The sequence below is a fragment of the Amycolatopsis sp. NBC_00345 genome, from assembly GCF_036116635.1.
Classification (GTDB): Bacteria; Actinomycetota; Actinomycetes; order Mycobacteriales; family Pseudonocardiaceae; genus Amycolatopsis.
The window spans coordinates 82,134-105,311 of sequence record NZ_CP107995.1; the positions used below are offsets into that span (position 1 = coordinate 82,134).

At 72.3% G+C, this 23,178-nt stretch carries 18 protein-coding genes; 14 read left to right on the top strand and 4 right to left on the bottom strand.

Annotation, left to right across the window (positions count from 1 at the left end; translation table 11 throughout):
* The first annotated feature begins 186 nt into the window (after nt 1-186).
* Complete coding sequence (locus OG943_RS00400; protein ID WP_328607641.1) at nt 187-918, top strand: polysaccharide lyase family 7 protein; 732 nt, start codon at nt 187-189, stop codon at nt 916-918.
* Nucleotides 919-1,114: 196 nt separating this feature from the next.
* Here the strand turns inward: OG943_RS00400 and OG943_RS00405 are convergent, their stop codons facing one another.
* Nucleotides 1,115-1,585: an FG-GAP repeat domain-containing protein gene (locus OG943_RS00405; protein WP_328607642.1), complete on the bottom strand. Its 471-nt coding sequence runs from the start codon at nt 1,583-1,585 to the stop codon at nt 1,115-1,117.
* Nucleotides 1,586-1,833: 248 nt separating this feature from the next.
* Here OG943_RS00405 and OG943_RS00410 point away from each other — a divergent pair, with 248 nt between their 5' ends.
* Nucleotides 1,834-2,064 carry a hypothetical protein gene (locus tag OG943_RS00410; protein ID WP_328607643.1) on the top strand — a complete coding sequence of 77 codons (231 nt, stop codon included), beginning with the start codon at nt 1,834-1,836 and terminating at the stop codon, nt 2,062-2,064.
* 10 nt (nt 2,065-2,074) lie between these two features.
* Here OG943_RS00410 and eccCa read toward each other — a convergent pair whose 3' ends face one another.
* On the bottom strand, nt 2,075-6,022 hold the full coding sequence (gene eccCa / locus OG943_RS00415; RefSeq protein ID WP_328607644.1) for a type VII secretion protein EccCa: 3,948 nt from the start codon (nt 6,020-6,022) through the stop codon (nt 2,075-2,077).
* A gap of 132 nt (nt 6,023-6,154) precedes the next feature.
* Between eccCa and OG943_RS00420 the strand changes: the two genes are divergently transcribed.
* From OG943_RS00420 to OG943_RS00455, 8 genes are all read left to right on the top strand, one after another.
* Nucleotides 6,155-6,943: a WXG100 family type VII secretion target gene (locus OG943_RS00420; RefSeq protein ID WP_328607645.1), complete on the top strand. Its 789-nt coding sequence runs from the start codon at nt 6,155-6,157 to the stop codon at nt 6,941-6,943.
* A gap of 31 nt (nt 6,944-6,974) precedes the next feature.
* Entirely contained in the window at nt 6,975-8,063 is a 1,089-nt protein-coding gene (locus OG943_RS00425; protein WP_328607646.1) for a WXG100 family type VII secretion target, read from the top strand.
* A 3-nt stretch (nt 8,064-8,066) separates the two neighbouring features.
* Complete coding sequence (locus OG943_RS00430; protein WP_328607647.1) at nt 8,067-9,422, top strand: WXG100 family type VII secretion target; 1,356 nt, start codon at nt 8,067-8,069, stop codon at nt 9,420-9,422.
* A gap of 5 nt (nt 9,423-9,427) precedes the next feature.
* Nucleotides 9,428-9,937 (top strand): hypothetical protein, encoded by a 510-nt coding sequence (locus OG943_RS00435; protein WP_328607648.1) that lies wholly within the window; start codon nt 9,428-9,430, stop codon nt 9,935-9,937.
* Entirely contained in the window at nt 9,934-10,257 is a 324-nt protein-coding gene (locus OG943_RS00440; RefSeq protein ID WP_328607649.1) for a YbaB/EbfC family nucleoid-associated protein, read from the top strand. The genes OG943_RS00435 and OG943_RS00440 overlap by 4 nt, the downstream gene beginning before the upstream one ends.
* Nucleotides 10,254-11,636, top strand: a complete 1,383-nt coding sequence (eccD, locus tag OG943_RS00445; RefSeq protein ID WP_328607650.1) for a type VII secretion integral membrane protein EccD — start codon at nt 10,254-10,256, stop codon at nt 11,634-11,636. Before OG943_RS00440 ends, eccD begins: the two co-directional genes overlap by 4 nt.
* A gap of 82 nt (nt 11,637-11,718) precedes the next feature.
* Nucleotides 11,719-16,512 carry an RHS repeat-associated core domain-containing protein gene (locus OG943_RS00450; RefSeq protein ID WP_328607651.1) on the top strand — a complete coding sequence of 1,598 codons (4,794 nt, stop codon included), beginning with the start codon at nt 11,719-11,721 and terminating at the stop codon, nt 16,510-16,512.
* 32 nt (nt 16,513-16,544) lie between these two features.
* Nucleotides 16,545-17,096 carry a type VII secretion system-associated protein gene (locus tag OG943_RS00455; RefSeq protein ID WP_328607652.1) on the top strand — a complete coding sequence of 184 codons (552 nt, stop codon included), beginning with the start codon at nt 16,545-16,547 and terminating at the stop codon, nt 17,094-17,096.
* Between the two features lie 22 nt (nt 17,097-17,118).
* On the opposite strand, the gene OG943_RS00460 is transcribed toward OG943_RS00455, so the two are convergent.
* Nucleotides 17,119-18,210, bottom strand: a complete 1,092-nt coding sequence (locus OG943_RS00460; RefSeq protein WP_328607653.1) for a type VII secretion protein EccE — start codon at nt 18,208-18,210, stop codon at nt 17,119-17,121.
* A 320-nt stretch (nt 18,211-18,530) separates the two neighbouring features.
* On the opposite strand from OG943_RS00460, the gene eccB reads away from it, so the two are divergent.
* From eccB to OG943_RS00475, 3 genes are read left to right on the top strand one after another with little or no spacing between them, the layout of a single operon-like run.
* Nucleotides 18,531-19,952 (top strand): type VII secretion protein EccB, encoded by a 1,422-nt coding sequence (gene eccB / locus OG943_RS00465; protein WP_328607654.1) that lies wholly within the window; start codon nt 18,531-18,533, stop codon nt 19,950-19,952.
* 14 nt (nt 19,953-19,966) lie between these two features.
* Entirely contained in the window at nt 19,967-20,650 is a 684-nt protein-coding gene (locus OG943_RS00470) for a response regulator transcription factor (protein ID WP_328607655.1), read from the top strand.
* Nucleotides 20,647-21,300 (top strand): response regulator transcription factor, encoded by a 654-nt coding sequence (locus OG943_RS00475; RefSeq protein ID WP_328607656.1) that lies wholly within the window; start codon nt 20,647-20,649, stop codon nt 21,298-21,300. The genes OG943_RS00470 and OG943_RS00475 overlap by 4 nt, the downstream gene beginning before the upstream one ends.
* 41 nt (nt 21,301-21,341) lie before the next feature.
* On the opposite strand, the gene OG943_RS00480 is transcribed toward OG943_RS00475, so the two are convergent.
* Nucleotides 21,342-22,328: a helix-turn-helix transcriptional regulator gene (locus tag OG943_RS00480; protein ID WP_328607657.1), complete on the bottom strand. Its 987-nt coding sequence runs from the start codon at nt 22,326-22,328 to the stop codon at nt 21,342-21,344.
* 92 nt (nt 22,329-22,420) lie between these two features.
* Here OG943_RS00480 and OG943_RS00485 point away from each other — a divergent pair, with 92 nt between their 5' ends.
* Nucleotides 22,421-23,173, top strand: coding sequence for an SDR family NAD(P)-dependent oxidoreductase (locus OG943_RS00485; RefSeq protein ID WP_328607658.1), 753 nt, complete (start codon nt 22,421-22,423; stop codon nt 23,171-23,173).
* The last annotated feature ends 5 nt before the right edge of the window (nt 23,174-23,178 follow it).

Below are 23,178 nucleotides of genomic sequence, written 5' to 3' on the forward strand. Positions count from 1 at the left end.
AAGTCGGGTCTGGGGGCGAAGTCCGTTGTAGGCCATTTGGAGTAACGGCTGCTGCTTCCGTTGGGCGCAGGTCCTAGGGCTTGTGAGTGTTTATGACGGTTCTAACCGTCATAAACACTCACGAGCCTTGCGCGGCACTAGCTTCGCGGGGAGGGGTCCCGGGGAGGTCGGGTTAGCATCCGCGCCATGCTGCGATTCTCGGTTTTCCTCGGCTGTGCGCTGCTTCTCGCCTCCGGCGGCATCGCGGATGCGAGCACTGCCGGCCCACCGTCGCTCGACGGCTGGCGGCTGACACTTCCTGTGGAGTCGGACGGCGGCGGCGCCGAAGTCCTCAACCCGGCCGAACTCGACCCGCCGTACCTCACCCGCGCCGACGACGGCAGCCTCCACTTCTGGGCCCCGACGGCCGGCGCGACGACCAGTCACTCGGGCAGCCCGCGTACGGAGTTGATCGACAACACCGGCTTCGCCTCCGGCACCGGCGGCGCGCACACCCTGGCCGCCACCGTGACCGTCGAGCAGGTGCCGAAGACCAGCAAAACCATCATTCTCGGCCAGATCCACGGCGACCAGGACCGGAACTCCGACCCGTACACGATGCTGTACTACTCCGGTGGCACCGTGCACGTGAAGGTCAACCAGCAGCTCTCCGCCGGCAGCAACTACCTCGACTACCCGCTGCTCACCGGTGTCGGCCTGGGGGCCGCTTTCAGCTACACGATCACTGATCGGGGCGACGGTACGTTGCGATTCAGCGCCACTCGCGACGGATCCACTGAGGAGAAGACCGCGCCTGTTCCTTCGGTGTGGTCCGGTGAAGACGTTCGTTTCCAGGCCGGTGACTATGAACAGCTCAAGGGGGATCCCGAAGACGGCGACGGGGGCAAGGTCACTTTCTCGGTTCTCACGGCTTCCTGACGAACGCTTCCATCCGGAATGACCCGTACTCGGGACAGACGGATTGCAAGGTCGATCCCGCTTCGCATCTCAGCGAGTTGCCTCAGCCGAGCTTGAGCTCGGCGTCGGTCCTGCCCGCGGTGTCTCCGTTCAGCTGTATAGGAAAACGGCCCGCCCAGCGCCGAGAGGCGCCGGACGGGCCGTTGTCGGAATGCCGTCAGAACAGGACGGCTGGGGTGGAGTCGAACTGGCCGAGGCCGCTGTCCCAGCGGGTCGGCGCGTCCAGCGTGCCACCGGCCGCGCTGTGCCAGGACCACAACGCGGTGCTGGCGCCGCCGTAGTTGTACATCGCGACGACGTCCGTGCGGCCGTCCCCGTCGAAGTCGCCGGTGGACCAGCGGGTCTTCGAAGCCGTCCATCCGCCGGCTCCGCTGTCCCAGCGGCGTGCCGGGGCATCGAAGCCTGCGGCAGTGGTGTGCCAGACGAGGAACGACGTGTCGGAGTTGCCGTTGTCATAGGCGGCGCCGATGTCGGTGAGCCCGTCGCCGTCGAAGTCACCGGTGACGAACTTGGCTTTGGTGGCATTGAAGTTGCCGCCGTTCCACTTGACGCCCTGGTCGTCGAACCCGCCGGTGGCGTTGCCATACCAGAGGAAAAGAGGGGTCGGGTGCACATCGTCCTGAGGCACAGCCTTGAGATGTTTCAGGCCGGAATCCCGCCCGCTGAGTTACTCGACGTTATCATGGCGATGATTGCTTCGGGTCGCATTGTCGGAGCCGAGCGTGAAGGATCGATCTACTGGATGAGGAGAATCCGCTGCGCCAATGGCGGTCAATCAAGGTCATGGCGGACTGGGGTTCCGGCCCGTTGTGGGTTTTCAATCCGTACACGGGCGATACGGCCACACCTGTCGATCCAGCTTCGCCAGAGCTGGGATTGAGGGCGGACCTGGCTCGTGACCTGTCCGCGTGGCAGGACGAGTGGGACGCCACCTTGGACCTGGCCGACCTAGCCTCGTCCGGCTTCACCTCGGATGAGGCCGAGCGCCGCTTCGACGAACGAGACTGGGAACTAGCCCGGCGAGTCCGGCGCGAAGTCCCCGACGACTGGGACGTGTCCTACTTCAGCTGCATCTCCGACACCGAGGTCGACATCGCGAGCACCTGAGCACCCCCGCTCAGTCCTCCGGCTTAGTCCAAGCCACCTGAACCAGCCCAGTCCCGCCCCGACGTGACACCAACGTCCCCCGCCCCGGAGGCTGCGGCGAAGGCTTCACCTCACCCATCAAAGCCCCCTCCTCCTTGGCCCCCGACATCACCAGCCCCGGCGAACCCAGCTCCCGGATCCGTTGCAGCACCGGCTCGAACAAAGCCCGCCCCGCGCCGCCCGAAGAGCGCGCGATCACCAAGTGCAGGCCAATATCCCGGGCCTGCGGCAGGAACTCCAGCAACGGCAGCAAAGGATTCCGGCCCACGGCGGCAACAAGCTCGTAGTCGTCCACGAGCACGTACAGATCCGGCCCACGCCACCAAGAACGGTTACGCAGCTGCTCCGGCGTCACCGAAGGGCCAGGCAGACGGTTGCGCATCGCCGTCGCACACTGGTCCACCAGGCCCGTCAGCTGGTTTTCCGCGCCCGCGTAACCCAGCAGGTGCGGCTCGTCCACCACACCAAGCAAAGCGCGGCGGTAGTCGGCCACCAGGATCAAGGCCTCGTCCGGGGTGAACTCGGCAGAGATGCCCGTCGCGATCGCCCGCAGCAGTGAGCTCTTGCCCGACTCGACGTCGCCGAAGGCCACGAAGTGCGGGTCCGTTGCGAAGTCCAGGTGGACCGGGCGCAGGTTCGACTCCGCGATACCCAGGGTGATCTGCCGGGAAGGGGCAGCCGGCAACGCGTCCAGCGCGACCTCCGACGGCAGCAGCCGCACCTGGGGCGCGCGGGCGCCCGGCCACGCGGCGGTGACGCGGCGGACCAAGTCCAGCCCGCCCGCGCCGATGGTGTCCGGGCGCTGATCGCCGTCGACGCGGGGGAGGGCGGCCAGGAAGTGCAGCTTGTCCGCCGTCAGGCCGCGGCCGGGGCGGTCCGCGGGCACGTTCTGCGCCACCTTGCGGTCGATGGACGAGTCCGCGGGGTCGCCCAGGCGCAGTTCGAACCGGGTGCCGATCGCGTCGCGCAGTTGTGCGCGGGCGCCGATCCACTGGTTCAGCGAGACGATCACGTGGATGCCGAACCCGAGCCCGCGCGAGGCCAAGCCGGTGATCTGCTCCTCCAGCTGCTCGTACTCCTGCCGGATCGTGGTCCAGTTGTCCACGAACAGGAACACGTCGCCGAACTCGCGGCCCTCGGTGCTCTCGGTGAACTCCGCGCGCCGCTGGCGGAACGTGGCCATCGACTCGATCCCGTTGGCAGCGAAGAACTCTTCACGCTGTTCCAGCAGCGTCGTCAGCTCCGCGACCACGCGACGGCAGCGTTGCGCGTCGCGGCGGGTCGCGTAACCCGACACGTGTGGCAGGCCCGCGATCGGCGCCAGCGCGCCACCGCCCATGTCCAGCACGAACAACTGCACCTCGGACGGCGTGTGCGTGAGTGCCAGCATCGCCGCGATGTCCTTCATCAGTGTCGACTTGCCGCTTTGCGGTGCGCCGACGATCACCGCGTGCCCGGCTCCGCCGGCGAAGTCGGCCCACAGCATGTCGCGGCGCTGCTCGAACGGCTTGTCCACCAGCGCCACCGGGATCATCAGCTTCCCGTTGCCGCCCCAGCCCAGCGGGCACAGGCCGCGCTCCGGGTCTTCGCCCAGCGGCGGCAGCAGCTGGTCCAGGGTCGGCGGCTCGGCCAGCGGCGGCAGCCAGATCTGGTGCGCCTCCGGGCCGCGGTTCTCCAGCCGCGACAGCATCGCGCCGATGATCGTCTCGCCGGTGCCGGTCTCCGTGACAGGAGCAGCCGGCTGCGCCGAGACCGGCACCTCCACCGGCGTCAGCAGAAACGGCAGCACGCCCAGCTGCTGCCCGTCTTCACGCACGATCCGGCTGCGCGGCGGCAGCTCGCCCGAGACGTACGCGGCCTTGAGCCGGATCAGCGTGTCGTTGTCGGACTTCAGGTACGCCGAGCCCGGCACCGGCGGCAGATGGTAGGCGTCGGCGACGCCGAGCACCGCCCGGCTCTCCGACGCGGAGAACGTCCGCAGCCCGATCCGGTACGACAGGTGCGAGTCGAGCCCGCGCAGCCGCCCCTCCTCCAGCCGTTGCGACGCCAGCAGCAGGTGGATACCCAGCGAACGCCCGAGCCGCCCGATCGCGACGAACAGGTCGATGAACTCCGGCCGTGACGAGAGCAGCTCGGAGAACTCGTCGATGATCACCAGCAGTGAGGGCAGCGGCCGCAGCGCCGCGCCGTCCGCGCGCGCCTTCTCGTAGTCGCGCACCGACGCGTAGTTCCCCGCCGAGTGCAGGAGTTCCTGACGCCGCAACAGCTCGCCGTTCAGCGCGTCCGCCATGCGGTCGACGAGCGCGAGGTCGTCGGACAGGTTCGTGATCACCGCGCAGGTGTGCGGCAGCCCGGTCATGCCGGCGAACGTCGCGCCGCCCTTGAAGTCGATCAGCGCCAGGTTGAGCTTCTCCGACGAGTGCGTGACCGCGAGCGCCGTGACGAGCGTGCGCAGCAGTTCGCTCTTGCCCGAGCCGGTCGCGCCGATGACCAGCCCGTGCGGGCCCATGCCACCCTCGGCCGACTCCTTGAGGTCCAGGTCCACCGGCCGTCCCTCGGGGTTCACGCCCAGCGGGATGCGCAGCCGGTCGCGGGCCGCGCGCGGCGCCCAGGTGACGGTGGTGTCGGTGTCGCGCGGGTCGCCGATGCCGAGCAGCCCGGCCAGCCCGAACGTCGCCGACATCGGCGTCTCGCTGACCACGGTCGCGCCCTGGTACAGCGGGGTCAGCATCCGCGAGAGCGCTTCGGCCGCGCCGCGGTCGAGCTGGTCCGGCGTGCCGAGGAAGCCCAGCCGCGCCTCGGTGCCGCCGTCGAGCACGACCATGCCCAGCTGGTCCGCCCCGACGTGCAGGCTCAGCAGGTGGTCGTTCGACGCGGCCCGCGGCTGCTCGGCGCCGACCTCCAGCACCGTGATCCCCAGCCGGCCCTCCGCGGCCAGCAGCCGCGGCTCGCCGTAGGTCCCGCCGCCGTCGACGACGAGCACGATGTGCGGCAGCTCAGGGGTGTTGGCGGGACGACGGGTGAACGCGGGGCGGTCGCCCAGGTCCGGCCCCAGCAGCCCGGCCAGCTCCGCGGCCTCCGCGGCGACGAGCCGGCGCGGGCCGGTCGCGTCCGCCTGCGCGGGGGCGGTGGCGTGCGGCAGCCACTTCGCCCAGTCCCAGTCATGCGTCCGGTCCGGGTGCACGCAGAACGCGACGCGCAGGTCGGCGGGGGAGTGGAAGGTCACCAGCTGCGCCAGCAGCGCGCGCACCTGGCCGAGAACGTCCGGGCGCCGGCCGGAGAGGGTGGCCGCCGCGTACGACCGCAGCTGCAGCGAGACCGGCAGGCCCTCCACAGTGGAGTAGGTCCGGATGAAGTGCTTGAGGTTCGTCGACGAGACCGGGTCCAGGTCCTCCAGCGGCACGGTCTGCGGCGCGCGCAGCGGCGCCGCCAGCGGTTGCGGCCCGGTGGCCGTGCGCACCAGCGCGAAGTGCCGGTCGGTGCGGCGGCGATCCCAGTGCTGCCCGGTCTCCACGTACGCCCACAGGTCCGCCGGGTCCGGCTGCTGCGCGATCAACGTCGCGCGCTGCGTGTCCGCGATCGTCCGCACCCGGGTGCGCAGGCCGGCGAGGTAACGCTGGTAGTCGCGGCGCTCCTCGTTGATCTGCGCCTTCTTCGCCATCCCGCCGCGGCCCAGCGACATGACGACCATGCCGCCCATCGCCGTGATGAACAACGCACCGAAGATCCAGGTCATCACCCCGCCGTCGCGTCCGATGTAGACGAACGACATCGCGCCCATGCCGAGCATCATCGGCAGGAACATCATGAGCTGCATCAACCCGCCCGAACCGCTCTTGGGCAGCATCGGCGGGGACTGCAGCATGATCTCCCCAGGCTGCTCGCCGAGCAGGTCGAGGCGGTCACGGGACGGGCTCATGCCCCGTATTTTGGCCACCATCGACGCCGTCGCGGTGGGTACTTTTGCCGTCCGCCGGTCCCCGCACGCGAACTTACCCTCGTCCGAGTCGCCCTCACGGGGGATGCGCCAAACGCGTCAGGAAGGAGAGCCGTGGTCACGACCGGCGAGTACCGGGCGGAGCCCGAGGCCATGCGCTCGACCGTCGGCAACGTCGGCGGCATCATCGCCCACGGCATCAACGCGGTCTCCGACCTGGAGAAGCTGGTTGTGCAGCCGGCGTCGTTCGCCACCTTCGGCAGCGCGGTCGCCGCGGCCAGCTCGGCACTGCACTCGAGCCAGGTCACGGCCGTGCGCAGCCTGCTTCAGCTGCTTCAGCAGATCAACGGGCTGGTCAAGAGCAGCGCCGACGCCTACCAGGCGGCGGACCAGGCCGTGGCCGGCGGTTACGGCGGCCACGACGGGAATGCCGCGAGCCCGGCCACCACGTCCTCGTCGATCTGGGGCACCCCGCACGCCGGGGAGCTGGCGACGCTCGCGATCAACGACAGCGCCGGCGCCCACGGCGAGCCCGGCTCGGTGGGCAACGTGCTGCGCTACCTCGGCGACGCCAATCTCGGCAAGCTCGGCGACCACCCGATCACCGACACCCGCTTCCACGGCGTCTCCGACTTCAACGACTGGCTCGCCGGTGACGCCGGCAACCAGGCCCGTGTGGGCCTCATCGAGGTCTACGCCGGCACCGCGCGCACCTTCGGCGACGTGCCCGGCGGCGTCCACTCGGGCGACGTCGTGGTGGTGGAGCCGCTGCTGTTCGCCGGCTCGAGCCCGGTGATCGGCGTCGCCGGCGACGGCGGCGCCCTCTACAACCACGGCCTGGTGGACCCCGGTCTGCACGGCCTGGCCAAGGTCAGCGTGTACCGGCCCGCGGCCGTCGTCTGATGACCCCCGATTCCCCACCAAGGTAGGTGCGATGCTGACTTTCCCGAACTCCAGCGCGATGGACGCCACCGCGTCCTCGGGCGGCCCGATCACCGTGCTGCCGCAGATCGTCACCGGCCAGCCGGAGCAGATCGCGAAGCACGTGCTGGACCTGCTGCACAAGGCGACCGAGTTCACGTCGCTCTACACGGAGCTGACGAAGGCCGCGGACGCGCTCGGCAAGACCTGGTCCGGCGCCGCGTCGGAATCGGCGCTGAAGAAGATCACCGACTCGCTCGCACAGCTGACCAAGATCATCGGCGTGGTGCAGAAGGGCGCCGAGCTGCTGGGGGTGTCCGGCACGCTGATCAAGACCGCGCAAGAGGCTTACCGCGCGGTGGTTTCGGCGGTGAACCCGACCGTCGCTTCGCTGATGTCGAACTGGTGGACCTACGGCGCCGCGGTGGCGTTGTCGACGGCGACGAGCGCTTCGCTGCGCGCGTTCATCACCTCGGTCGGCGCGCTGCTGAAGGCGCTCGGCGCGGTCGACCTGGCCAACCAGATCACGCAGGTGGCGCAGATCATCGGCGAGATCGAGAAGCTGTTCCACGGCGGGGACGCGGGCGCCGCGACCACCGCCGGGGCCGCGGGCAACTCCACCGTCTCCGGCACCCCGGTGACCGCGCCGGTCACGCCCGCGCCGGTGGCCAGCGCGTCCGGGCAGCAGGCGGTCAACGGCGCGACCGCGGGCGGCACCGGCGGCGGTGGTGCGACCGCGGGTGGCACGGGCACGACCGCGGGTGGAACCGGTGGTGGCAACGGGGTTCCGGCCGGACAGCCGTCGTTCACGAACTACACGCCGCCCGCGCTGGGCACCGGTACCGCGAACGGCACCCCGCTGGACCCGTCGAACAGCTGGATCGCGGTCGACCCCTCGACCACAGCGCCCACCACGCCGACGGCACCGGCGGCCCCGGTCGCTCCCTCCGGCGCGAACGAGGTGGTCATCCACACCGACCTGTCCACCGGCCAGTCGACGGTCGAGGCGCCCTCGGGCCAGGACCTCGACATCAACCTGGACCTCACCTACAACGGCCAGCATTTCCAGCAGCACGTGGACATCGACGCGAAGGGCGCCTAGGCCATGGCCGCCGTCGACGCCTCCGGAGTGGTCAGCTCGGTGCTGTCGAGCTACCGGAACGTGCTGGTGGAGTACCAGCGCCGGGTCACCGGCGACCCGGCGGCGCTGAACGCCGCGTCGCAGCGGTGCGGCACCCAGGCGTCGACGGTGACCGGCAAGGCGACCGAGATTTCCGAGTCGGCCAAGGAACTTCACACCGACTGGGACGGCGACGCCTACACCGCGTACACCACCGCGGCGGAAAAGCTGGCCGAAGACCTGAACGAGCACGCCACGAAACTGGCGGACCAGGGCAAAAGGCTGGCCACGGCGGCGCAGTTGCTGCAGTCGGCGCGCGCGGCCGTGGACTCCGTGCTCGCGCAGTTCGACCAGTACGGCGCCCAGCTGACCAGCCAGGCCAAGGCGGCCGACGCGAACGCGGTCGGCGCGTTCATCTCCGCCGCCCGTCAGCTCGGCGAACAGGCGGTGGCCGCGGCGAAGCAGGTCTCCGACGAGCTGGCCGAGGCGCTGGCGCAGCTGTTCCCGCCCGAGGGCGTCGGACGGCTGGAGCACGAGCTGGGCAAGTGGGGCGCGGGCGCGTTGCACTGGCTCAACGGCGAGCCGCTGGACGGCCGCCGGCGCCCGCGCACCGTGCCGTCCTGGTTCGGCAACTCCGGCTGGAAGAAGCTCACCGCGAACGGCCTCGAGGGCACGCGCGCGCCGAAGAAGGCGAACACGCCCTTCGGCCAGCCCGAGCCCGAGGGGTTCAAGGACAAGCTCGCCAAGAGCACCGAGATCACGTACGCGAAGACGCAGCACGAGCAGGACGGCCTCGACCCGGAGTACGACGGGAAGATCACTTCGCAGGGCTGGGACGCGAAGGCGTCCGGGCACGCGGAACTCGCGGCGCTGCACGAGGAAATCCAAGGCAAGCAGGAGTGGGGCGTCGCGGAGGCCAGTGCGAAGGGCACGGCGTTCGCGGGCGGTGAGGTGTCCGGCTCGGCGCAGCTCGGGGCGCACGGCCTCGGCGTGCACGGTGACGTGTTCGTCGGCGGCAAGGTCGAGGGTGAGGTGGCGGCCGACGTCGCGGGCGTTGGTGTCGGGGCGAACGGCACGCTGCAGTACGGCCTCGGCGCGCAGCTCGACGGGCAGGCGGTCTACGACGCCGGGCACATCAAGGTCAACTTCAAGGCCGGCGTCGCGCTCGGCCTTGGCGCGGGTGTGGGCGCGAAGATCGACATCGACCTGCCGAAGCTGGGCCACACCATCACCGAGTACGGCGGCGCGGCCGTCGACGCGGTCGGCTCCACCGCGAGCCAGGCGGCCGACGCCGTCGGCCACGCGTGGGACGACGCCAGTAACTACGTGGGCTCGTGGTGAGCGGTATGGCTTCGGACACGGTCTCGCTCCCGCTGGGCTTCGACGTCCCCGAGGGGTGGACGCCGCTCGAACCGGCGGAAGCGGGCGCGCCGGGGGTGGTGTTCGTCGCCGTGCACCGCGAGCCGGGCGCGGATTTCACCCCGAACATCACGCTCGGCGTGCGGCAACGGCCCGATGCGACTCCCATGCCGGACATCGCCGAGGAGGCCGTGGAGCGGCTCGGCCGCACCATGGCGCTGCTCGACGTGGTCAGCCGGCAGGAGCTCGGCGACGCCACCGCGCCCGGTGTCACGCAGGTGCTGCGGATGCGCACCGGCGAGGGCCAGGACCTGGTGCAGACCCAGGTCCACCTGTCCGTGCCCGGCCCCGACGGGCCCGTCGACCGCGTGGTGCTGGAACTCGTCTTCACCGCCGCGCCCGAGGCCGCGCACCGCCTCACCCCCGACTTCCGGCAGTTCGTCGCCAGCGTGCGCCTGCGCCGGAAAAACCCCGCAGGAGAAGGAGAACCGTCGTGACCGACCCCTATGCCGTGCCGGACATGGACGAGCTGCTGGCGCAGGTCCGCCGGCAGACCGACGAGGTCCAGCGCATCCAGCGCTCGGTGGAGGCGATGGAGGTCAAGGCGGCCTCCCGGCAGAACGAGGTCACCGTCGTGCTGCGCGGCGACGGCCGGTTCACCTCGATCGACATCGACCCGCGCGCCATCCGGGAGTACGACGCCCGCAACCTCTCGGAGATCGTGCTGGAGGCCGTGAACGCGGGCCTGCAGAAGCTGGCCGAGACGAGCAGCGCGAAGTTCGCCCCGGTGATCGAGGCGTCCAGGTCCGTGCAGTGAGCGCGCCCGCCGCGCTGGCCGGCTCGACCCGGCGCGTGACGATCGTGACGCCGCGGGCCCGGGTGGACGTCGCGCTGCCGCAGCAGAGCACGTTCGCCGAGCTGGTGCCCCAGCTGGTGCGGCTGGCCGGCGCGTCCGGCCAGGCCGCGGCCGAGCACCCGGGCTGGGTGCTCTCCCGGCTCGGCGGCGCGCCGCTCGCGCTCGGCCTCACTGTGGCCGCCGCGCAGGTGCGCGACGGCGAAGTGCTGCACCTGACCCCGCGGGAGCGCCCGCGGGGTCCGCTGCTGTTCGACGACGTGGTGGACTCGATCGCCAGCGTCGGGGAGTCCGCGTCGAACGCGTGGGGCCCGCGGATCGCGCGCCGGTCCGGGATCGCGGCGGCCGTGGTGCTGCTGCTCGGCGGCGGGCTGCTGGTGCAGGCGGCCACCTCGGGCAGTGCGCTCGCGCCGATCAGCACCGGGCTGCTCGCGGTGGTGCTGCTGCTCGGCGGAGGCGCGCTGAGCCGCGCGTACGGCGATTCGGGCGCGGGCTCGGCCGGCGCACTGGCCGGCGTCGGCGTCGCGCTGCTCGCCGGGATGTCGATCGTGGCGCCGCACCCGGTCTTCTCGCTCTCGGCCGGCCCGCTGGCCGCGGGACTGGCCGCGGTGACCGTTTACGGCGTGCTGGCCGCGGTGTCCGTCGCCGACCGGTTGCCGTGGTTCGTCGCGATCACGGTCTCGGCGGGGTTCGGCGCGATCACCACGGGCGTGGTGCTGCTGGCGGGCGTGAAGCCGGTCGCGGCGGCCGCCGTCGCCGCCGTGGTGGCGACCGCGCTGGCCGCCGTCGCGCCGATGCTCGCGCTGCGCCTGGGCCGGCTGCCGCTGCCGCGCGTGCCGGACGACATGGAGTCCTTCCGCGCCAACGAACAGCCGTCGTTCGGCGAGGACATGGTCGGCCGGACCACCCACGCGCAGGCGTTGCTGACCGGGCTGCTCGTGGCGCTCGGCCTGGTGGCGCTGGCGTCGGCGATCACGCTCGCCTCGGCGGGCGGGCCGTGGGAGGCCGGGCTGACGGGACTGCTGGGCGTCGGGTGGATCCAGCGCTCGCGCTCCTACGCCGGCCGCACGCAACGCCTGGTGCTGGCGGGCTTCGGCGTGGTGATCCTGCTGACAGCCGGCGGCTGGCTCCTCGCGGACGGCAACCGCATGGCGATCTTCGTGGCCGGCGTGGTCTTCGTGCTCGCCGCGGTCGTCTGCCTGTCGTACGCCACCCGCGTGGCCCGCGGGGTGCGCTCGCCGTACTGGTCGCGGCTGCTGGACGTCTCGGAATTCCTGGTGCTGCTGGCTTTGGTGCCGTTCGTGGCGATGATCGCGGGGGTCTACCAGGCGGTGCGGGGCTGACCGTCCCGCAAGGGTAATCAGGGCAGAGGTCTGGTAATTTCGGCGGTTGGCACTGGACCACCGAGATGGCAGGAACGCGCGCGTGAGCAACCCGTTGATTGCGCCGACGGAGGATTCGACCAAGGCGTATTCGGGCATTTCGCTCGCCGAATCGGCCGCCGGGTTGTCGGATGCGATCAAGTCGGGTGACTGGGCGTCGGTCGCGATGGGCGCGGTCGGCACCGCGCTGGACGCGCTGTCGATGGCGATGGACCCGTTCGGCGCGATCCTGGCCGCGGGCGTGAGCTGGCTGATGGAGCACGTCGGCCCGCTCAAGGAAGCGCTCAATGCCCTGACTGGCAACGCGGATGAGATCGCGGCCCAGTCGCAGACGTGGGCGAATGTGGCGAAGGAACTGGAAAGCGTCGGCCAGGACCTGGACGCGATGGTGAAGGCCGACCTGCAGTCCTGGACCGGGCCGGCGGGTGACGCGTACCGGCAGCGGACGCAGGACACGGTGGCGTTGCTGCAGTCGGCGCAGAAGGGCTGCGAAGGCGCCTCCAGCGGGGTGAAGACCGCGGGCGAAGTCGTCGCCGCCGTCCGCACCCTGGTCCGCGACGTCATCTCCGAGCTGGTCGGGCACATGATCAGCTGGGCGCTGCAGGTGGTGTTCACCCTCGGCATCGGCCTGACCTGGGTCGTGCCGCAGGTGGTCGCCGCCGTCGCGAAGACCGCGTCGTCGATCGCGAGCGTGACGACGAAGCTGGTCAAGGCGCTCAAGGCGCTGGTCCCGCTGCTGAAGAAGGCCGGGACCCTGTTCGAGGACGCCGGCAAGGCGCTGAAGGGCATCAAGGGCGGCAAGGTTTCCGCCCCGCCGAAGGTGTCCAAGGTCGACGGCCCGCCGAAAGCCCCGAAGCCCAAGCCCAAGGGCGGCGAAGGCGGTGGCACGCCCAAGAGCGGCGACGACTCCGTCACCACGTCCGGCGATCATTCCGGGTCCGACGGCGGCGGTTCGACCACGACGTCGGGGGATCACCCGGCCCCGAAGCCGGACGAGCCCAACGCCACCGGCGGGGAAAACCCGCCGGTGCAGCCCAAGCCCGAGCCGGAGCCCGCCGAGCTGCCCGGCGATAAGCCCAATGGCGCCACCGGAGACAAAACACCGCCGGGCGACAATCGGGGCACCGCCGTCGGCAAGAACGGCCGCGTCTGCGAAACCGACCCGGTCGACGTCGCCACGGGCGAGATGGTGCTCGACCAGACCGACCTGGTGCTGCCGCTGCGGCTCGAGCTGTCGCTGGAGCGCATGCACGTGTCCTCCTACCGCGCGGGCCGCTGGTTCGGCGCGTCCTGGGCGTCCACAGTGGACCAGCGGCTCGAGGTCGGCCGCGAGGGCGTCCGCTACTTCTCGCCCGACGGCATGATCCTGGTGTACCCGCTGCCCGCGCCGGGCGCCTCGGTCCTGCCGGAGGAGGGCCCGCGGCTGTCGCTGACGCGGCGGCTCGACGGCGGTTACGTGCTCGAAGCGCCGGTGCGCGCCACCCTTCTGCGGTTCGACCCGGTGCCCGGCGAACGCGACGGCGTGCTTCCGCTCACCACGGTGACCGGGGCCGGGCAGAGCTACGACATCGAGTACGGCCCGGACGCGACCCCGCTGCGGATCCGGCACTCCGACGGCTACCAGGTCGAGTTCACCACCTCCCGCGGCCGGATCACCGCGATCTCCGTGGTGGACCCCGAAGCGGGGGTGCGGGCGGCGGCCACCCGCTATGGCTACGACGCCGACGGCAGGCTCACCCAGGTGGTGAACTCCTCGGGCCGTCCGATGCTGTTCGACTACGACGCCCACGGCCGCATCACCGGCTGGCAGGACCGCAACGGCACCTGGTACCGCTACGTCTACGACGCCGCCGGCCGGTGCGTGAAGACGGTGGGGGACAAGGGTTTCCGCGACGGCAGCTTCGCCTACGACCGCGAGCGGCTCGTCACCACCTACACCGACTCGCTCGGCCACCACACCGAGTACCACCTCAACGAGGCCAACCAGGTCGTGCGCGAGGTCGACGCGGCGGGCCACACCCGGGAGTCCACCTGGGACCGGTACGACCGGCTCCTCGCCCGCACCGACCAGCTCGGGCGCGTCACCTCCTACGAGTACGACGACGGCGGCGCGCTGAGCCGGGTCGTCCGGCCGGACGGCAGCGTGGTGCACGTCCACCTGCGCGAGGGCGCCGTCGCCGCGATCAGCGTGCGCGACGCCGAGCGCACCTGGACGCGGGTCTACGACGAGGCGCCGGACCCGTTCGCCGGGCAGCTCGGCGTCGCGGCGGTGTTCCGCCACCAGGGCATCGGCAGCACCGCGCCGGACGCGGTCGAGGAGGCCGAGCAGCCGTCGGACACCTACGTCCCCGACATGTTCGGCCGTCCCGCGCTGGTCGCGGCGCCCGGCGGGCAGGTGCGCCTGGACTGGACCGTCGAGGGGCTACGAGCCGCCCGAGTCGGTCCCGGCGGCGGCCGTGCACAGTGGACTTACGACGCCGAAGGCAACGACGTCGCGCACGTCGACGAAGCCGGCGCGGTCACGCGGCGAGAGTACGGGCCGTTCGACGTCGTGGTGGCCACTGTGGACGCGGCCGGGGCGCGCACCACGTACGCCTACGACACCGAGCTGCGGCTCGCGTCGGTGACCAACCCGCTCGGCCTGACCTGGCGCTACCTGCGCGACCACGAGGGCCGCATCACCGAGGAACGCGACTTCGACGGGCGCACGCTGCGCTTCGAGTACGACGCCATGGGCCGGCTGGCCCGCTCGCTGAACGGGCTCGGCGAACTGGTCGAGTACACCTACGACACGCTGGGCAACGTCGTCGAGCGGCGCACGCCGTCGGGGCTCACCACCTACTCCTACGACCCGGTCGGCCGGCTCGTCCGCGCGGCCAACGCCGACGCGGTCATCGAATACGAGCGTGACGAACGCGGCCGCGTGGTCGCCCAGACCACCAACGGCCGCACCACCACGTTCGCCTACGACGCGGACGGCGGCCGGGTCCACCGCCGCACTCCGTCCGGTGTGGACAGTGTGTGGTCCTTCGGCGAAGGGGGCGTCCCCGTCGGGCTTTCCGGTGGTGGCCACGTGGTCGCCTTCGGCCGCGACGCCGCCGGGAGCGAGACCGGCCGGACGGTGGACGGGCGGGTGCTGCTCACGCAGGCGTTCGACGCCGAGCAGCGGCTCACCGCGCAGGACACCCCGGCCCGGCAGCGCCGGTACGGCTACCGGCCCGACGGGAACCTCGTGCGTACTGCCGACAGCGTCGCCGGCGTGGTGCAGTTCCAGCTCGACGCCACGGGCCGCATCGTCGACGCGGTCGCACCCGACCGGCGCGAGGGCTACCGCTACGACGCGGCGGGCAACATCGTCGCCAGCGCCGCGGCCGGCGCCGGTGCCGCCTCGCCCGAGACCGGCCCGCGCGGCTACGCGGGCAACACCCTCACCGGCGCGGGCGCCGTCGCGTACCGGCACGACGCCCAGGGCCGGGTCGTCCAGCGCCTGGCGGGCGAGCTGGTCTGGAGCTACCGCTGGGACGCCCAGGACCGCATGACGGGCGTGACCACCCCCGACGGCACGCGCTGGAACTACCGGTACGACCCGGTCGGCCGGCGGATCGCCAAGCAGCGCCTCGGCCACGGCGGCGAGGTCGCCGAACAGGTCGAGTTCGTGTGGGACGGCGGCAAGCTCGTCGAGGAGGTCCACCGCGGCGCCGACGGGACGACCCGGGTGCGCACCTGGGACTACGACCCGGACACCGACGCGCCGGTGGCGCAGCACGAGAACACCGGCGGGATCCGGCTGTTCCACACCATCGTCACCGACCCCGTCGGCCGGCCCGCCGAACTGCTCGACGCCGCCGGCGGGCTCGGCTGGCAAGGGCGGGCCACGGTGTGGGGCCGCGACCTGCCGGGCAGCGGCGGGGCGACGAGCACTCCGCTGCGCTTCCCCGGCCAGTACCTCGACGCCGAGACCGGGCTGCACTACAACGTCTACCGCTACTACGACCCGGCCACGGGCCGGTACGTGAGCCAGGACCCGCTGGGCCTCGCGCCCGCGCCCAACCCGGTCGCGTACGTGGACAACCCGCTGCGGGTCGCCGACCCGCTGGGGCTGGCGCCGACCAGCTGCTCCGAGGTCGACCTCGGGGACGGGTCCCGTCCGGGCGGCTCGGGCGACGCGGCCCACGTCGAGGACACGGGCAGCACCTCGAACCCGTCGCGCGACGTCGGCTCCGATTCGGAGGACATCACCGACCAGGCCGCGCCGCCGCCCGCGCACCAGCCCGCGCAGCCGGACTTCTCGCACAACCCGGCGGAGGCGCCCGGCTACGTCTACCACGGTTCGGGCGCGCCGCCGGACGTCGTGTTCAAGCAGGGCCTCACTTCCGACGCGATCCGCAACAACCGGCCGCCCATCTACGACATCGACACGCACCAGCACCGGTCGTACGGTTCCGGCAGTGGTTACGTGTCCACGTCGGGCAACTACAACACCGGGGTGCAGTTCGTGCCGATCAAGCCGGGCGCGCAGGTCACCGAGGGCGCCGACTTCTGGGGCAAGGGCGGCACCCAGTACCACGGCCACGACGGCTACGTGTACACGATCAAGGGCGACTCGGGCAGCATGGTCCACCTGCCGTCGCACCCGGGCCGGGTGCAGGCCTTCGACGGCCAGGACGAGTGGGCCGCGGTCGACCACGTCCCGGGCTCGCAGATCGTCGGGGCGAACAAGATCACCGGCAACTACAACGTGCAGCCGTTCGGCGCGCCCGGTGCCCCGCCGAAGATCCTCCCGGGCAAGAGCGGCATCCAGAGCACCTGGATCCCCAACCCGGACTTCCAGCCGTGACCGCGGCGGACCGACCCGAAGGAGCGGAGACCGTGGTGGAGGGCCCCCAGGACCCGCCGGTGACCCCGGAGCTGCGCGAGCGTGCGCGGCAGGCGCCGGACAGCTGGCTCTACGTGGTGGATCCGGCCTACGCCGACACCGGCGACGTGCCGGGTTCGGCGGTCGCCGGGGCCTACCGGGTGGACGAGCGCGGCGAGATCTCGGGCGGCTTCATCCGTAACGCCGACTACCGGCCCAGCCCGCAGGCGTGGGGTTTCCCGCCGCCGGGCAACGAGCTGGAGGCCGCGCTGCAGGCCGCCGTCACCGGGCGCGGAGACGACGCTGCGGTCCGGTCCGCCCTGCTGGCCGCGACGGTCTACACCCCGTCGTCCCCGGACCAAGCCGTCATTCCCGTGCAGCACAACGACGTCGAGGCCGTGCCCGGGTACACGTCGGAGGGCTACTTGCCGGAGCCGCCGCCCGGCCAGGCCTTCCGCCCGGTGCCGGTGCGCGAGCTCGGGGCTTCGCTGGAAGGCCGGTACCTGCTGCTCAACCCGGGCAGCGCGCTGGAAGTGCTGGTGCCGGGCGCCGACCTGGCCGGCTGACGTTCTGCCGGCTGACGCGGGATCAGGTCAGCGCGAGCGGCAGCGTCCGCCGTACCGCCGCCCCGTGCGCGCCGTGCAGCGGAATGGCCGAAACCCCTTGCGGCGCAGGCACTTCCTCCCCGGGGCGAGCGCCGACGCGGATCGTCACGTCGGTGCGCTCTCGGCCGCCGGGGGTGCGGCGGAGCGTGGCCGACGTCGCGGTGAACGTGGCGCCGGGCACCGCCAGCCCGAGCGTTCGGGCGAGGTCGCGGGACGAGCGGGGCGCGTAACAGGCTTGCGTGACGCCACACCAGGACCAGGACTTCCAGCCGTCGCCGTCGCTGTCCTGCGGCTGTTGCGCGGCCTGGACGCCGAGCGCCACCCGCAGCTCCGTCGTCAGCTCGGCGGCTTCGAGCACAGTGGACGGGTAACCCGCCTCGGCGAGGGCGACCATCAGGCTGAGCGCGGCGCTCGCGGTGCTGCGCAGCGCGCCCAGCTGACCGCCGCCGCGGGCGAGCGCGGCGATCGGCGCGTCCTGCGGGCGGTAGCGCACGGCGAGCCAGCGCACGCGGTAGACCTGGGGACCGCGCGGGACCGTCCAGGTCAGCAGCTGCACGGCGGCGAGCGGGATGTCCGTGCCGTGGAAGGCGGTGTGCAGGATCCCGACCAGTGCCTCGGTGGACGGCTCGGCCGGGCCCGGCGTGAGGCGGACGATCGCGCACCAGTCGCCGTCCAGCTCGGCGACGCCGAAGCGGTTGCCGGCGCGGTCGACGTGCTGGCGCACCTGCACGTTCCCGGCGACGCGGTGCAGCGGGTCGGGGCTGTCGCGGCGGCTGTCGTGGCGCCGCAGCCGGTAACCGAGCCAGGTCCACGCCCAGGCGGCGAAGTGACGGCCGGCGAACCGGACCGACGTCGCGAGTACCAGCGCCCCGGCCACCGCGGCGACGCTGATCCGGACGGGCTGCGCGACCTCGGGCCGGGTGAAGACCAGCAGCACGGCGATCGCGAGGGCCTCCCACAGCGCGGCCTGCAGCGGGCGGACCGGCAGCAGCCACGGCAACGCCGCCGACCCGGCGGAAGCGGGCGCGGACGGCGGCACGGGACCGGACTGGTCCGGCTGCCCGGCGCGTGACATCCCGCCGGCGGGCGTGGCCGGGCCGGGCTGCGTTGAATTGAGCTGCGTTGAATTGGACTGCGTTGAAGTGGACTGGGCCGAACCGGGCTGGGCCGAAGTGGACTGGGCTGAATTGGGCCGTGCCGAATTGGGCTGGGCCGAACCGGGTAATGCTGAGACGGACACGGGCTCCCCTTCCCCGGGCACCCACCCTGGCCCGGCCCCGTGACGCTAGCGCTCCGCGCGCCCGTGCGTGGGCGTAAAAATTACCCTCGTCGCCGTGATCGGCGGCTCCTAGCCTCAGCCGTGGACAGGGCGCGCGAACAGGGGGCCGGGACAGCGTGTGGACGCAGCGGGACCAGATCCAGGCGTACCAGTTCCTGCGCCGCAGGCTCGTTTCCGCGCTGGTCGCGGCCGACGCCAACCACCCCACCTCGCCCAGCCGGCGGCTCGTGCTCGGCACGGTGCTGGGGCTGGCCGTCGCGATACTGGTGACCGCGGTGTTCGGCGTGATCGGGCTGCTGAACCCGTCCGGCGGCAAGGACTGGCTCGCGGGCGGGCGCGTGATCGTCGAGGACGGCACGGGCGCGCGGTTCGTGCTCGGCGCGGACGGTGCCGTGCACCCGGTGCTCAACTACGCCTCCGCCCGGCTGCTCGCGGGCGGCAACGGCGACGCGACAGTCTCCGTGTCCTCGGCGAACCTCGGCACCGCGCCGCGCGGCACGCAGATCGGCATCCCCGGCGCCCCCGACTCGCTGCCCGCGGCGGCCGCGCTCGCCACCGCGCCGTGGAGCAGCTGCAGCCGCACCACGCAGGACGCGCCCGCGTCGGCCGAGCCGCTGGTGGCCGTGCTTGTCGGCGTCCCGGCGAACGGGGTCGAGCTGCCGCGCGACTCCGGCGTGATCGTCCGGCTGCCCCAAGGCGACCGTTACCTCGTGGCGGGCGGACAGCGGTACAAGCTCGGTGACGAGGCCGCCGCCGCGCTGCAGTTCGACAGCTACCCGACGATCGCCGTCTCGTCACGCTGGATCGACACCGTGCCGGCGGGCCGCGACCTCGGCGCGATCCCGGTGCCGGGCGCCGGCGACCCCGGCCCGCGGGTCGGGACGGCGAGCACCCGCGTCGGCGAAGTTCTCGCGGTCGTCGACGCGATGGCCGGGCCGGGCGAGGCGAACTCCTACTACCTGGTGGTGCGGGGCGGCCTCCAGCCGATCGGCCAGACCGAGGCGAGCCTGCTGGTGACCACTTCCGCCAACGAAGCCGCGTACGACGGCCGTCCCGCGCCGGTGCCGGCCCGGGCCGCGGACGTCGCCTCGGTCGCGAAGGTGGCCGAGCCGCGCGCAGGGGGCGCGGACCCGGCCGCCTATCCCGACCGGATCCCCGGCAAGGCGCCGATCACCGGCAATTCCGTGACCTTGTGCGCGCAGGGCGGGCGGATCTTCGTCTCGGCGGACCTCCCGCTGCCCGCCGGCGGCCGCGCGATCCCCGTGACCAGCCGTGGCGACGCCCGTGTCGCCGACGAGGTCTTCGTGCCGCCGTCCGGAGGCGCCGTGGTCACCGACGCGGGTTCGGGGACGACTTACCTGGTTACGGACATGGGCCGGAAATATCCGGTCGCAAGCGCCCCGGCGCTGGCTTCGCTCGGTTACGGTTCCGTGGCCGGGCAACCGCTGCCGAGCGGGTTACTGGCACTGGTGCCGACGGGCCCCGCACTGGACCCGGCCGCGGCCGGGCAGCCGGCTCCGTCGGGTGGAACGGGGTGAGCGGGTCGGTGCGGATGACTGAAGAACTACCGAGCGAAGCGGTGCCCGGCACGGGCCGGATCCGGGTGGCCGTCATCGAGGACCACCCGCTGTACCGGCGGTCCGTGGAGCGGGTGCTCGAAGAGGCGCCGGACGTCGAGCTGGGCGCGGTGGTCGACTCCGTCGCCCGCTTCCACGTGCAGCGGCAGCCGCAGGGCAGCGTCGTGCTGCTGGACCTGGGGCTGCCCGGGGTCGCGGGCGCGGCGGCGGTGCTGGAGGTCTGCGAGCTCGGGCACCACGTGCTCGTGGTGTCGGCGCAGGCGGAGTCGGACCAGGTGCTGAGCGCGATCGCCGCCGGGGCCAAGGGTTTCCTGTCCAAGGACGTGGACGTCGACGAGCTGCTGATCGCCATCCGCACGGTGGCCGAGGGCGGCGCGTACGTCTCCGCCGTGGTCGCCGGGATGATCATCAAGGACAACACCGAACGCCCGGTGACGCGGCCGGAAATGGAGCTGTCGCCGCGCGAGGAGCAGGTGCTGCGGCTGGTCGCGGCGGGCGAGCGTGACATCGACATCGCCCGGATCCTCGGCATCGGCGTGCGCACCGTGCGCGGTTACCTGGACCGGATCCGGGACAAGACGGGGGAGCGGCGCCGTCCGGGACTGGTGAAGGAGGCCATCCGCCGTGGCCTCGTGGGCAGTCCGGGAAGGAAGCCGTGACGGTCGAAGACGGCCAGGAGCAGCCGCCGCGGATCAACGTCGGCGTGATCGAGGACCATCCGCTCTACCGTGACGCGGTGGCGCGGGTGCTGAACGAGGCGCCGGACATCGAGCTGGGCGCGGTGGCCGACTCCGTCGCGCGCTTCGCCGTGCAGGAACAGCCGCCCGGCAGCGTGGTGGTGCTGGACCTCAAGCTGCGCGGTGTGCAGGACGCGGCGGCGGTGCTGGAGGTCGGGCAGATGGGGCACAAGGTGCTCGTGGTGTCCGCGCACGCGGAACAGCCGGAGGTGCTGGGCGCGATGCAGGCGGGCGCCAAGGGTTTCCTGTCCAAGGACGTCGACGGCGACGAGCTGCTGCGCGCGATCCGCACCATCGCCGAGGACAACGCGTACGTCTCGCCCACACTGGCCGGGATGATCATCCAGGACAGCGAAGACCGCCACGCGGGCCCGAAGATCGTCCTGTCGGAACGCGAGCGGCAGGTGCTGCGCCTGGTCGCCGCGGGCGAGCGCGACGTCGACGTGGCGGAGATCCTGAACATCAGCGTCCGCACGGTCCGCTCGTATCTGGACCGCATCCGCGACAAGACGGGGGAGCGGCGGCGCGCGGGGTTCGTCCGGGTCGCCATTCGCGAGGGGCTGCTGCGCTAACGCTCGTGAGTGTTTATGACGGTTCTAACCGTCATAAACACTCACGAGTCTTGATCGGGTGCCGGGCGCGCGTCGGCGTTTTCGGCGAGCCTTCGCGCCAGGGCGTGTACGTGGTCGCGCAGGGCGTCCGGCCGCTCGATCACGAACGGGCGGTCCAGCCGCGCGAGCACACCCGGGATCCAGTCCAGCCGTTCGGCCCGCAGCCGGACCTGCACCCACTCGTCGTCCGGAAGTGCTTGCACGGTGGCGATTCCGGCGGGAAACCGGGCCGAGACGTCCTCCGCCGTGCCCCGCACGCGCAGCGAAACCTCGTGCCGGTAGGGCACCTCGGCGAGCCCGGACAGCACCCGCTCGCCCGGGTCGAATCCGGTGGGCACCTCGAACTCGCCCGGTAACACGGTCGCGGTCCCGATCCGGTCCAGCCGGAAGGTGCGCACCTCGCCGCTGTCCGAGTCCGCGCCGGTCACGTACCAGCGTCCGGAGTGGGCGACGATTCCGTACGGGTGCACGGTCCGTTCGCTGCGCCGCCCGCCCCAGGCGGTGTAGGCGAGGGCGACCGGACGGCGTGACCGCGCCGCCTCCGCGAGCGTGAGCAGCACGTCCGTTTCGGGACCGGCCGCGGCGCGGGACGGGGTGGTGAACTCGGCCGTGGCGAGCAGCGCGTCCAGCCGGCGGCCGAGCGCCTCGGGCAGCACCCGCCGCACTTTCGCGGTGGCACTTTCCACCGCCGTCGCGGACGCGGGCACCAGCCCGTCCCGCTTCGCGGTGACGAGCCCGAGCAGCACGGCCAGCGCCTCGTCGTCGGTGAGCATCAGCGGCGGCATCCGGAAGCCGGGCGCGAGGCGGTAGCCGCCGTACCGCCCGCGCACCGACCGGACCGGCACGTCCAGGTCGATCAGGTGGCCGGCGTAGCGGCGGACGGTGCGCTCGTCCACGCCGAGCCGCCCGGCGAGCTCGGCGACGGTGCGGGTGCCGCCGGACTGGAGGATCTCCAGCAGCGCCAGCACCCGGGCGGTCGGTCGGGTCATGGCGAAAGTGTGCCACGGATACCGGGCGGATCCTGTCCGGTATCCGTCCTAGCGTGCTGGTCATGACCCGTACTGCGAAAGGAACCGCAACCATGACTCCGACCGACTTCACCGGGGCCACCGCGCTCGTCACCGGCGCCACGAGCGGCATCGGCCGGGCGGTAGCCGAATCGCTCGCCGGCCGTGGCGCGCAGGTAATCGTCACCGGCCGCGACGCGGCGCGCGGCGAAGCGGTCGTCACGGCGATCCGCGCGTCCGGCGGCAAGGCCGACTTCCTCGCGGGGGACCTCGCCGACGCCGGTGCCGTGCGGGCACTGGCGCGCCGGGCCGTCGAACTCGGTGGCGGGCACGTCGACGTGCTGGTCAACAACGCCGGCGTCTTTCCCGGCGGCCCCACCGCGGACACCACCGCCGAAGAGATCGACGCCGCGTACGCGGTGAACGTGCGGGCGCCGTTCCTCCTGGTCGCCGAACTCGCCCCGGCGATGGCCGCGCGCGGCCGGGGGTCGATCGTCAACGTGCTGACCATGGCCGCCCGGTTCGGGATCGCCGGGATGGCGCTCAACGGCTCCAGCAAGGCGGCGCTGGCCCTGCTCACCCGGTCCTGGGCGGCGGAGTTCGGCCCCAGCGGCGTCCGCGTCAACGCGGTCAGCCCGGGTCCCACCCGCACCGAAGGCACCGCGCACTTCGGCGAGGGCCTCGACCAGCTCGCCGCCCTCGCGCCCGCCGGCCGGACCGCGGCGCCCGAGGAGATCGCCGCCGCCATCACCTACCTCGCGAGCGAGGACGCGTCCTTCGTGCACGGCGCCGTCCTCGACGTCGACGGCGGTCGTTACGCCACGTGAGGCGC

Excerpts from the sequence above, each read along its gene's own strand:
- OG943_RS00400 (WP_328607641.1), top strand. The coding sequence starts at position 187 with ATGCTGCGATTCTCGGTTTTCCTCGGCTGTGCGCTGCTTCTCGCCTCC.
- eccCa (WP_328607644.1), bottom strand. The coding sequence starts at position 6,022 with ATGAGCCCGTCCCGTGACCGCCTCGACCTGCTCGGCGAGCAGCCTGGG.
- OG943_RS00425 (WP_328607646.1), top strand. The coding sequence starts at position 6,975 with ATGCTGACTTTCCCGAACTCCAGCGCGATGGACGCCACCGCGTCCTCG.
- OG943_RS00430 (WP_328607647.1), top strand. The coding sequence starts at position 8,067 with ATGGCCGCCGTCGACGCCTCCGGAGTGGTCAGCTCGGTGCTGTCGAGC.
- OG943_RS00435 (WP_328607648.1), top strand. The coding sequence starts at position 9,428 with ATGGCTTCGGACACGGTCTCGCTCCCGCTGGGCTTCGACGTCCCCGAG.
- OG943_RS00460 (WP_328607653.1), bottom strand. The coding sequence starts at position 18,210 with ATGTCACGCGCCGGGCAGCCGGACCAGTCCGGTCCCGTGCCGCCGTCC.
- OG943_RS00470 (WP_328607655.1), top strand. The coding sequence starts at position 19,967 with ATGACTGAAGAACTACCGAGCGAAGCGGTGCCCGGCACGGGCCGGATC.
- OG943_RS00480 (WP_328607657.1), bottom strand. The coding sequence starts at position 22,328 with ATGACCCGACCGACCGCCCGGGTGCTGGCGCTGCTGGAGATCCTCCAG.
- OG943_RS00485 (WP_328607658.1), top strand. The coding sequence starts at position 22,421 with ATGACTCCGACCGACTTCACCGGGGCCACCGCGCTCGTCACCGGCGCC.